Annotated in this window: 7 protein-coding genes, 2 rRNA genes and 1 pseudogene; 4 read left to right on the forward strand and 6 right to left on the reverse strand. The window is 36.2% G+C overall.

Annotated features, from left to right (window positions below; genetic code table 11):
- Positions 1–444 precede the first annotated feature (444 nt).
- Positions 445–1,152, forward strand: coding sequence for a TerC family protein (locus tag HUB92_RS06185; protein ID WP_038199715.1), 708 nt, complete (start codon positions 445–447; stop codon positions 1,150–1,152).
- Positions 1,153–1,184: 32 nt separating this feature from the next.
- On the opposite strand, the gene guaA is transcribed toward HUB92_RS06185, so the two are convergent.
- The 3 genes from guaA to HUB92_RS06200 all read right to left on the reverse strand — a co-directional run bounded on the left by guaA (position 1,185) and on the right by HUB92_RS06200 (position 6,645).
- Positions 1,185–2,747: a glutamine-hydrolyzing GMP synthase gene (gene guaA, locus HUB92_RS06190; RefSeq protein WP_010962427.1), complete on the reverse strand. Its 1,563-nt coding sequence runs from the start codon at positions 2,745–2,747 to the stop codon at positions 1,185–1,187.
- 978 nt (positions 2,748–3,725) lie between these two features.
- The gene (locus HUB92_RS06195; RefSeq protein WP_209472729.1) at positions 3,726–5,510 is read right to left on the reverse strand and encodes a ribonucleoside-diphosphate reductase subunit alpha; all 1,785 of its coding nucleotides are present in this window, start codon (positions 5,508–5,510) and stop codon (positions 3,726–3,728) included.
- A gap of 58 nt (positions 5,511–5,568) precedes the next feature.
- Complete coding sequence (locus HUB92_RS06200) at positions 5,569–6,645, reverse strand: methyltransferase domain-containing protein (protein ID WP_010082287.1); 1,077 nt, start codon at positions 6,643–6,645, stop codon at positions 5,569–5,571.
- Positions 6,646–6,980: 335 nt separating this feature from the next.
- Here HUB92_RS06200 and HUB92_RS06205 point away from each other — a divergent pair.
- Positions 6,981–9,746: ribosomal RNA gene (locus HUB92_RS06205) — 23S ribosomal RNA — on the forward strand.
- A 66-nt stretch (positions 9,747–9,812) separates the two neighbouring features.
- Positions 9,813–9,919, forward strand: a 5S ribosomal RNA gene (gene rrf / locus HUB92_RS06210).
- A gap of 85 nt (positions 9,920–10,004) precedes the next feature.
- Here the strand turns inward: rrf and HUB92_RS06215 are convergent.
- From HUB92_RS06215 to rpmH, 3 genes and pseudogenes are all read right to left on the reverse strand, one after another.
- The gene (locus HUB92_RS06215; RefSeq protein WP_077188558.1) at positions 10,005–10,268 is read right to left on the reverse strand and encodes a hypothetical protein; all 264 of its coding nucleotides are present in this window, start codon (positions 10,266–10,268) and stop codon (positions 10,005–10,007) included.
- Positions 10,269–10,354: 86 nt separating this feature from the next.
- A pseudogene (gene rnpA, locus HUB92_RS06850) lies at positions 10,355–10,630 on the reverse strand (ribonuclease P protein component); the annotation flags it as partial.
- Positions 10,631–10,697: 67 nt separating this feature from the next.
- The gene (gene rpmH / locus HUB92_RS06225; RefSeq protein WP_006279898.1) at positions 10,698–10,832 is read right to left on the reverse strand and encodes a 50S ribosomal protein L34; all 135 of its coding nucleotides are present in this window, start codon (positions 10,830–10,832) and stop codon (positions 10,698–10,700) included.
- A 107-nt stretch (positions 10,833–10,939) separates the two neighbouring features.
- On the opposite strand from rpmH, the gene pstC reads away from it, so the two are divergent.
- A complete protein-coding gene (pstC, locus tag HUB92_RS06230; protein WP_209473394.1) occupies positions 10,940–12,028 on the forward strand; it encodes a phosphate ABC transporter permease subunit PstC in 1,089 nt (362 codons plus the stop codon).
- Positions 12,029–12,052 lie beyond the last annotated feature (24 nt).

Genomic DNA, 12,052 nt, shown 5'->3' on the forward strand with positions numbered 1-12,052 from the left:
ATTGCTCTTTGGGCTGTTGTAAATACGACACCTAAGTTTTCAACCACTTTCCTTATAGTAAAGTAAGGGTTTAAAGACTACTAACTAAATCATTGTCCCATTCAAATTTTGGTGGCAAGGGGCTTGGTATAAATGCCTGATAACCAGCGAATACTTTGCCTGATGGTGATCCTTTAATATACATTCATTCAACCTAGCACACTATTTTTATAGTATATATTATTTTCAAATAAAGTCAAAAATGAAAATAAGGCTTTATCTTATTTGCGTGCATGAAAATAAGAAACTCTCTTATTATTGATTTTGCTCAAAAACGAAAATAGAAGAAGCTGCTGAACTTTATATATCCTGTTTTTCTGGAGAACTGCTATAAAACTTCTGAGTGAAGTCACTTAATTTTTACACATCTATTGTAGAGTAAGAAGAACCGAATTTGAAACAAAAATGCTAACTGATGCTTGGACTTTACTGACACTTACACTACTTGAAACTATACTTAGTGTAGACAATTTAATCTTTATTTCTCTAGCAATAGATAAGGTACCAAATGCGCTGAGAGAAAGAGTGCGCCTTATGGGCCTTGGATTAGCACTATTAATGCGTTTTGTAATACTATTTTTTACATCATCTATATTGTCAATGCAAAAACCTATATTTCACACTGCATCAGCAAGGGATTTACTTATGATCGCAGGGGGATTATTCCTTATTGTTAAGAGCTCTATGGAGTTACGGGATGACATCTTTGTATGTAAGAAAAATAAAAAGAAAGCAAACGTTAAATCAAAATTTTTTTTAGTTGTGCTACAAATTATATTAATAGATTTAGTTTTTTCGGTTGATTCGATATTAACTGCTATAGCACTAACTTATAACATGGTAATAATTGCTACAGCATTTACATTTTCCATGCTAGCAATGCTGTTTTTATCAAGTTATACCGCCCAGTTAATCAAATCTAACCCAGGGTTAAAAATAATCGCCATTTTATTTATTTTACTTGTCGGTGTGTACCTCATACTTCATGGATTTCATATAGAATTACCAAAAGGATATTTGTATTCTTCATTTATGTTTGCACTGCTTGTGGAAATTATAAGCAAAATAAAGAAAATTAACCGTCATACCGCGATTCATTCGCGGTATCTCTAGATCCAGCTAACAAGCAGCGGGATCTTTTTGATTTACTCCCACTCAATAGTTGCGGGTGGTTTAGAAGTGATATCATAAACAACTCTATTTACTCCGGGAACATTATTAACAATTATACTGCCGACATTGCGTAAAAAATCCCAAAATACTAGCAAGTGTTGATCCTTATCTTCAAATGGAAATGCATCGGCTGTCATACCATCAGATGATGTTACAGCCCTTAAAGCACAAACATATCCATACGTACGACCATCTCCCATAACGCCTACAGTTTTTATTGGTAATAATACAGCAAAAGCTTGCCATATCTTATCGTATAGATCGTAATTTTTCATCGTATTAATATATATTTCATCTACTTCTTGCAATATTTGCACCTTTTCTTTATCGACTTCACTTATAATCCTCACTGCAAGTCCGGGTCCAGGAAATGGATGTTGAAATATTATCTCGTCTGAAAGCCCAATTTCTTTTCCAAGTAGCCTTACCTCATCTTTAAAGAGGTAACGTAAAGGCTCCACTAACTTCAGATTCATCTTTTCTGGCAACCCACCAACATTATGGTGAGACTTAATTGTACTAGTGTTGTCTGAGGCATGCCCTGACTCAACTACATCAGAGTAGATGGTACCTTGCATCAAAAAATCCACATCACCTATTTTTTTTGCTTCTTCTTCAAACACTTCAATAAAAGTGTTACCGATAATTTTTCGCTTTTCTTCTGGATCAGTTATTCCCTTCAACCTACTCAAAAATAAATTTGATTTATCAACGTAATTTATCGGAATCTCTTTCAACATAGCGATGGTTTGGTTCTTGCGTAACAACCCAGTATCGATAAAAATACAGTTCAATTGTTTTCCTATAGCTTTATGTGTGAGAGCCGCTGCAACGCTTGAATCAACCCCACCACTTACTGCAGCGATTACTTTTTTCTCTCCTACTACATTTTTGATTTTTTCCTTTTGCTCCTCAATAAACGACTTCATTGTCCAGTCTCTTTTGCAATTTGCAATATCCAAGAAGTTAGAGAGCAATTTACTGCCATTTGTTGTGGGCTTAACCTCAGGATGGAACTGAGTACAGTAAATCTTCCGCTGTTCGTTGACAATCATTGCAATTGTTTGATTTATCACACCTGATGCGATAACAGTAAATCCCTGTGGTATAGTATCAACACTGTCCGCATGGTTCATTAATACATCCACTTCAGAATTAACATCCCAGGTATCCTTTACAATGGGGGATTCTTTTAGTATCTTGATTTTAGTTCTACCAAACTCCTGTTTGAAACTCTCTTTTACTTTTGCTCCAAAATAATGACAAATGAGTTGCTGTCCATAGCATATTCCAAGTATAGGAACGCTTGTTGCCTCATTAAGTTTTATAATTTCATGTACTACTCTACTTGTTTCAGAACAATCATCATTTACAGATTGTGGTCCTCCAGAGAGAATAAACCCATTGAATTTTGATATTGTTTCAAAACTGATGTTGCTTGGAAATATCTCACAATAAACACCCATTCCTCTTACTTGTCTTGCGATAAGCTGTGTAAACTGTGAACCAAAATCAATAATGGCAATTGCTGACAATTTGCTCCTCCATATTATTTAAAATGATATCTGATAATAAAGAAAATAATGGAGTAAGTAAACCAAGACCTGTTTAAAAGCTTTAACGCGTGGTACAAGTTAGCTATATAGCTAATTTTCCTACACCATACCGCTGCGGCGCTAACTAGTAGCGGAATGACAGCAATCTACGTCATACCGCCGCAGTATCTCAGCCGCTAACAAGTAGCGGGATTATCTTCATGCTGCCACGAACCGTCATACCACCGCGAACCGTCATACCGCGATTCATTCGCGGTATCTCAGCCGCTAACAAGAGATCCCGCTAACAAGCAGCGGGATGACGAGGTATAAACTTTATCGTCATGCCACCGCGAACCGTCATACCGCGATTCATTCGCGGTATCTCGGCCGCTAACAAGTAGCGGGATGACGATTGTCGTTTAGCCATAAATGTTTAAGAAATTTACCAAATGAAAAAAAAGGCAAAAGAAGCCCCGTAGTTGGCTAATTACTTACATTATACTTTCAAGTATGGCGTTTTTTTATTCTAAACGCTTAATAACCGCGACTCAGCTGCTTTTAAATGCAACTAACCTTAGCTATAAATGTTTAAGAAATTTACTAAACAGAAAAAAAGGCAAAAGAAACCCTAGGGTAGCTAGTTATTCACTATCCATTTTTTAAGTTGGCGTTTTTTTATGTTTTAAACGCTTTATAAGCGCGTTTCAGCTTATGTAGGTAGAAGTTTTATAAAGACATAAGGTGCACATAGTGCAAAAAATTAAACATGAGACGCCAGATACGTGAGTTTTTTTGTCATTTAATCTGTACAGAGAAGATAAATAAATAGCTTCAATTTTATGATAAGAGGGCTGGCGGAGTTTGTCAAGGAAGTTTTTTCGTTTCTATTCCCAATAAAAGTGCGTTATATGGTTATGCAAGAAGTCTATTTACCCATTTGCTTAACTTTCTCTCTACTTTTTCTGAGTAAGGACGCTATTGGCATGACAGACATTCATCGTAGTCAATATCTGTTTTTTGTTGCAATATTTCACTTTTTTTGAATATGTCATGCGAGACCTTATCGGCTCTCTGCATTGATTGTGATCTGCAGTAATATAAGCTCTTCAATCCTTTTTTCCAAGCAAGCATGTGTATTTTGTGCAAGTAACGTTTATGTACGTTGGCAGGTAAGAACAGATTTACTGATTGAGATTGACAAATATACGAAGTTCTATTACTTGCATGTTCTATAATCCATCTTTGGTCAAGCTCGTACGCTGTTTTAAATGTCAATTTTTCATGCTCACTAAGAAAATCTAAATGCTGAACGGAACCCTCGTTTGTTGAAATTGAAGACCATATTTTATCATTGTCTTGATTTTTTTCTGCTAATAGTTTTTGCAAGAATTTATTTCGCACTACAAATGAGCCTGTAAGTGTCTTTTGTATGAATACGTTTGCTGCGTATGGTTCTATTCCAGGGGAGGTATTACCTGCAATAATGGAGATCGAGGCAGTAGGAGCAATAGCGAGTTTGTGTGTAAACCTTTCCATTAGATCAACTTCTTTGGCATCAGAACATGCTCCCTTTTCTTCTGCTAATTTTTTAGAAACTATATCTGCTTGCTCGCGTAAATACTTAAATATTTTTTTATTCCATTGTTGTGCTGTTACTGATTCAAAAGGAACCATTTTGCTTTGTAAAAATGAGTGAAAGCCCATCACACCAAGACCAATACTGCGTTCTCTGGCTGCAGAATATTTTGCTCGCTGCATTTCATTCGGTGCTTTATTTATGAAATCTTCCAATACATTATCAAGAAAGCGCATTATATCTTCTATGAAGAGTTTATTGTCTTTCCATTCTTCGTAGTACTCAAGGTTTACGGATGATAGACAACACACAGCAGTGCGTGACTTATTCAGGTGATCATAACCTGTGGTTAAAGTTATTTCACTGCATAGATTTGACATCTTGATGTCTAAGTTGAGCTTTTTGTAAGATTCTGGCTTATTGTTATTTGTTGCATCAAGGAAAATAATGTAAGGTTCTCCAGTTTCAACTCTTGCTGTTAATATTTTGATCCATATATCCCGCGCTTTTACAGTTGAAATAACCTTATTGTTGTGAGGGCTTATTAAATTCCATTCTTGATCATTCTCAACAGCCTGCATAAATTTATCTGTTACTATTACAGCATGATGTATATTTAACGCTTTGCGATTTGGGTCACCGCCTGTTGGCTTGCGTAAATCTAGAAACTCTTCTATCTCCGGATGAGATACAGGAAGGTAGACTGCTGAACTTCCTCGCCTTAGGGATCCCTGACTAATTGCAAGCGTTAGAGCATTTTGCACTACAATAAATGGAACAATTCCTGATGTTTTGCCGCTACCCTTTACGCTTTCGCCTATTGAGCGTAAATTTCCCCAATAACTACCTATGCCTCCTCCACGTGCAGCAAGCCAAACATTTTCGTTCCATAGATCAACTATTCCCTGCAAGCTGTCTTCGGTTTCATTAAGAAAGCAAGAGATAGGTAACCCTCTCTTAGTGCCACCATTGCTGAGTATTGGTGTTGAAGGCATGAACCACAAGTTGCTCATGTAGTCATAAAGACGCTGCGCATGTTCTTTATTATCAGAATAGTAATTAGCAATACGTGCAAAGAGGTCTTGATAACTTTCATTTTCTATTAAATACCTGTCTGATAGAACTGCTTTTCCAAAGTCGGTTAATTTGCTGTCCTTTGCGTAATTAATGGTAATGTTATTCATAAAGTTCCTTTTATTCTTTTATTATATATAGGTACTTAAAAGTCATTTTGAGCGATTTTTAAGTTAGGTTTTTCGGATTTTTTTGTTGATGCTGTAATGCAAACAAGATACCGTCAACCTGACTGCCATATATTTTACAGTAACTCATATAACTTATTTGCATATTTATTTCTTTTGCAACATGTTGAACATAACTTTCTGAGTGACGAAAATAGTCTCCTTTGTTTACAAAGTCAATACCTTCACCTTCCTTTCTTCTTATTAAACATACAATAACTCCTTTTTTGCTCGTAGATCTTTTTGCTAATTCCAACTCTTCTTGAAAGTCATGTAGATAATGTAGCACTTCAGCAAAGATAATTACATCATACTGCTGGTTTTTCTCTTGTTTAAGAAACTCTTTCATTTCCATATGTATTAATTCATTGTAAACAGGCTTACCTTTTATAAAGCATCCTCTTGCGATATTTAGCATTCTACTTGAAATGTCAATTCCTGTTATATGGTTTCCAATACTATTTATTTTCAAGAAATGACCACATATTCCAGTTCCACAACCAAGGTCGAGTATATTGAGCTCAGAAGTGGAGTTGTTGAAGATTTTTGTAATTATCATGTGTACAAGTTCATGCCCTCTATATTGTTTGGCAATCAACCAATGCTCAACAAAATATTCACCTGTGTAATCAAAATATTGTCTTATGAGGTTTTTTGGCAATTCTGTAATAGGCGCTGAGTTTGTCATTTTTTTTATATAGTAAGACGCCTCCTCGTGGTCATTATCTAATTTTAGTGCCCTTGTTAAATAATTATAAGCTTTGTTAGTATTCCCTACCGCAAAATGACACCTTCCGATGTTATACCAGACTATAGGTAAATGGGGGTAAAATATGCTAATTAACCAAAATCGTAACTTTGCATCTGATATGCTACCTTTATAAAAGTGATATAAACCGATTTCAATGTTGGTGTTTAACAGGTTCTTAGATTTTTTAAGAAGCACTGTCATTTCTTTATGAAGAGTATTATATTTATTCACAATGAAGTGTTTTACTTTCTTAATATTTAATACGCCAATGAGCTTAGACATACAATTTAAAGCAACGTTTTTTATAAAAGAGAGATTACTTTTCATACGTTAGAAATACTCCGAATGTTTATTATCATTTTTAGGCAATTGATTTTAACACATTTTATCTTACAAAATATCTTTTTTATTAATTTTTACTGTATATATAAGTTTACCACATATTTCTCAGATTATACTGTTTAGGATTGCTAGTATATTGTTGTTGATAATATAAGTAAATGTTTTGTGCAAAAAGGCGTTGACATATTATTTATTAGGTTATAACATATAAAAGATTAATTTAGTTTTTAGATGTTTGACAAGTTTTATGGTAGAGATTAATTTAATCTCAATTCAATTTTAATAATATTTAACTCTGCATATTCTGCATATAGTCGGATAAATAAATTATTAAGAGCACTTGATGGATGCCTTGGCGTTAAGAGGCGATGAAGGACGTGGCAGGCTGCGATAAGCTGTGGGGAATTGTCAACAAATTTTGATCCGCAGATTTCCGAATGGGGAAACCCAACTAGTTTAGCTAGTTATTACGTACTAAGTATGTAAAGCAAACTTGGTGAACTGAAATATCTAAGTAGCCAAAGGAAAAGAAATCAACCGAGATTCTGTTAGTAGTGACGAGCGAAAGCGGAAAAGGCTAGTGATTTAAGAATAAGAATTAGAATACTCTGGAAATAGTAACCATAGAAGGTGATAGTCCTGTATAAGTAGAAAGTTTTTAAATCCTTGAGTAGAGCGGGGCACGTGAAATCCTGTTTGAATATGGGGGGACCATCCTCCAAGCCTAAATACTCCTTAACGACCGATAGTGAACAAGTACCGTGAGGGAAAGGTGAAAAGAACCCCGGGAGGGGAGTGAAATAGAATCTGAAATCAAGTGCTTACAAACAGTTGGAGCTCTATATCAATTTATTGATATTTAGAGTGACAGCGTACCTTTTGCATAATGGGTCAGCGAGTTAATCTATGAAGCAAGCTTAAGCCGTTAGGTGTAGGCGTAGCGAAAGCAAGTCTGAATAGGGCGTTTTAGTTTTATGGATTAGACCCGAAACCAAGTGATCTAGTCATGACCAGATTGAAGGTGTGGTAAAACACACTGGAGGATCGAACCAGTTAATGTTGCAACATTATTGGATGAGTTGTGATTAGGGGTGAAAGGCCAATCAAACTTGGAAATAGCTGGTTCTCCGCGAAATCTATTTAGGTAGAGCGTTGTATGTATGTTGTTGGGGGTAGAGCACTGGATAGACTAGGGGGATTCACCGTCTTACCAAATCTAACTAAACTCCGAATACCAACAATTAATTATACAGCAGGCACACTACGGGTGCTAAGTCCGTGGTGAAGAGGGAAACAACCCAGATCACTATCTAAGGTCCCAAAATTACAGCTAAGTGGGGAAGGAAGTAGAAAAACCATTACAGCTAGGAGGTTGGCTTGGAAGCAGCCATCCTTTAAAGAAAGCGTAACAGCTCACTTGTCTAAATAAGTTTTTCTGCGCCGAAAATGTACCGGGGCTAAAGCTGTATACCGAAGATGTGAGTGCTTATTGATTTCGATCAATAGGCGCGGTAGCGGAGCGTTCCGTAAGTCTGTGAAGGTGGTTTGTGAAAACTGCTGGAGATATCGGAAGTGAGAATGCTGACATAAGTAGCGTAAAAGAGTGTGAAAAACACTCTCACCAAAAATCTAAGGGTTCCTACGTTAAGTTAATCTGCGTAGGGTTAGTCGGTTCCTAAGGCGAGTCCGTAAAGGAGTAGTCGATGGCAATTAGGTTAATATTCCTAAACCTCTTAAGTGTGACGGGTTTCGTATTTGTATAGATCTTATTGGATTGATCTATGCTTAAAAGAAGCTCCAGGAAATAGCACTTATATTTATGAGGCCGTACCGCAAACCGACACTGGTGGATGAGTAGAGTATACTAAGGTGTTGAAAGAATGATGTTGAAGGAACTCGGCAAATTATACCTGTAACTTCGGAAGAAGGGTAACCTGCTTTTAGGCAACTATGAGTAGGTGGCACAAAATAGGGAGTAGCGACTGTTTACTAAAAACACAGGACTCTGCAAACACGTAAGTGGAAGTATAGGGTCTGATGCCTGCCCGGTGCTGGAAGGTTAATAGGAAGGGTGCAAGCTCCGAATTGAAGCCCCAGTAAACGGCGGCCGTAACACTGACGGTCCTAAGGTAGCGAAATTCCTTGTCGGGTAAGTTCCGACCCGCACGAATGGCGTAACGATTTCTCCACTGTCTCCAACATCACTTCAGCGAAATTGAATTCCCCGTGCAGATGCGGGGTACCCGCGGTTAGACGAAGAGACCCCGTGCACCTTTACTATAGCTTTACATTGCTATTAAAAGTGTGATGTGCAGGATAGGTGGGAGACTTTGAAGTTATGGCGCTAGCTATAATGGAGTCAACCTTGAGATACCACCCTTTACACTTTTGATATCTAACTATGTTTCATTATCTGGAACTAGGACATTGTATGGTGGGTAGTTTGACTGGGGCGGTCGCCTCCTAAAAAGTAACGGAGGCGTGCGAAGGTAAGCTAGAGCTGGTCGGAAATCAGCTTGATAGTATAATGGCATAAGCTTGCCTGACTGCGAGGCTGACAAGCCAAGCAGAGACGAAAGTCGGTCATAGTGATCCGGTGATTCTGTATGGAAGGGTCATCGCTCAACGGATAAAAGGTACGCCGGGGATAACAGGCTGATGGTGTTCGAGCGTTCATAGCGACGACACCGTTTGGCACCTCGATGTCGACTCATCACATCCTGGGGCTGAAGAAGGTCCCAAGGGTTCGGCTGTTCGCCGATTAAAGTGATACGTGAGTTGGGTTTAGAACGTCGTGAGACAGTTCGGTTTCTATCTGCCGTGGGTGAAGGAAATTTGAGAAGGTCTGACTCTAGTACGAGAGGACCGAGATGGATATACCTCTGGTGTACCAGCTGTTATGCCAATAGCATCGCTGGGTGGCTATGTATAGATGGGATAATTGCTGAAAGCATATAAGCAAGAAACCCTCTTCAAAAAGATTTCCCAATTAAGGCCGTGGAAGACTACCACGTTGATAGGCTAGGTGTGGAAGCATGGTAACATGTGAAGCTAACTAGTACTAATAGCCTGATTGATTTATTTGCTTTCTATATGTGTGTATGCAGTGTTAAATATTAAGTTAAAATTGTTAAGTTAGAAATTTTTATTGACTTGGTGGCTATAGCAAAAATGAACCACCCGATCTCATCTCGAACTCGGAAGTGAAACTTTTTAGCGCTGATGGTACTTGAAAAGGGAGAGTAGGTCGCCGCCAAGTTTATAAAAATTTCTTTGTTAATTAGACAGTAGGTATACTTATATTTTAACTTTCTTGTTTTGTTACTATTCTTTAAGTTTTTACTTTAACTACGATATCTTTTTTTTCTTATATGTTCTTGGTCATTTTCTACATTATTTAGCATTGTTCCTACTTCCCCTAATTGATTCCCTTTTGAAGGAGAATTACTGATTTCTGGTAATATTACATTACCTCCCACTTTTTTAAATAATTCTTCTTGTTGGCGAAATGCTGACCTCCAATCTGTTCCTGTTCCTTTAGGAAGAAATAAGAATTGATACATCTGACCAAAGCCTGTGTTATTTACCTCTTTTATATGCTCTACCATTCACCACACCCATTAACTATTTTTAAAAATTTTACCTATATTATCATAAAAAATATAGTTGTAAATACCTTAATTGAGATTTTTTTTTATTTTATCTTTTTTAAGCAAATAGTTAGATCTTTTTGTAAATTTTTATAACTTGCTTGCATAATGTTTCTATGAGTTAGTATTATGTAGTAGTGCCCTATATTACTTATATTTAAAATGCTAATTTTAGCAAGCATTCGTAGTTGCCTTTTTATTTTATTTCTTTTTGCTGCTTTTCCGGTTTTTTTACTGATAGCCAGACCTACTCTAATAGTATGAATGTACTTTTCAGGTTCTCTTTCTTTTATAGCGTACAGTGATATATAAAGCCCACGATAAAAAAGACTGTTGAGTGCTAACTTATTTTTGAAAGCAGAAGAAAAATCTTTTTTTTTATACTTACTATGCGCATAATTTGTTACACCCTAATGAACGGCGCCTATTAAGGATTTTTCTTCCAGCTCTTGTTGCCATACGTGAACGAAATCCGTGTCTGCGCTTTCTTATCAAATTTTTTGGTTGAAATGTTCTCTTCATTGTTTTTATATTAATATAATTATTTATTTTAAATTGTTTTACTTTATTGTCAAATAATGGTGAACTTGTATGACATTTTCGTAGAATAAAATTTGATGCATGGAAGAATGAATTCGGTGATAGTTATACCTGTCTTACTAATCCTTTTATTTTGTTTTAGTAGGTTTCAAGAAGTAAATAAGGTTAAATCTTATCTATATCTTAGTTGTGTATGGATGCTAACTTGGTTGTTAGTATTCTATAATAATTGTTTTGTAACTTTTATTTCTATAGCGTTACTTTTTTTCATGCTTGCTTTTATCTTTAAAAATAAAAGAAATAAGATAATAAAACTTTCGTTATTTGTGGCTTTGGCCATATCATTTTTTATCACTTTATTTATAATGCTGTCTATTTTTATTCAATCCATTAGTTTTTTTAATAAAGTAGCTATTTCAGAATTCTTGTTTTGCTTGAAATGGGGCCACAATGTAGTCACTATCAATGAAGAGAAGATAGGATGTTTTGGTATAGCGCCGCTTTTAGTTGGTACATTACTTATAACTATTATAGCAATGTTAGTTGTCGTTCCGCTTGGTTTATTTTCTGCAATATATATTAGTGAATATGCGAGTGAGAAAGTGCGTTATATTGTTAATACAACTTTGCAAGTTTTGTCTGCTATTCCTACGGTTGTATATGGATATTTCGCGGTTGTGTTTTTGTCTTTCTTTATAAAGCAGGTAGCAAATTTTTTTGGTTTAAGTATACACTCAGAAAGTGCCTTAGTTGCCGGTTTATCGATTGGGATAATGATTCTTCCTTTTATTATTTCTTTACTCGAAGATGCCATAAGATCTGTTCCAAAAAGCTTGCGTTATGGCTTCATGGCACTTGGTGCAACTCCAGCGGAAACTATATGGCATATAACAATACCTTATGCAATGCCTACAATTTTAAGTGCAATTTTATTGTCAATTTCAAGAGTGATAGGTGAAACAATGATTGTGCTAATGGCTGTGGGAATCAACGCAAGTTTGACTTTTAACCCTCTTAATTCAGTTACTACCATTACCGTGCAGATCGCTACATTACTTACCGGAGATCAGGATTTCAATAGTGTACAAACTCTTGCTGCTTATGCGCTTAGTTTAGTATTGTTTATTATTACTTGGCTATTAAATGCATTTGCATTGTTTGTAATGAAGCGTAACTAGTAAGCGTTTTAATGTTGCAAAATT

Source organism: Wolbachia endosymbiont of Wiebesia pumilae (assembly GCF_017869285.1).
In the GTDB taxonomy this organism is placed as follows: domain Bacteria; phylum Pseudomonadota; class Alphaproteobacteria; order Rickettsiales; family Anaplasmataceae; genus Wolbachia; species Wolbachia pipientis.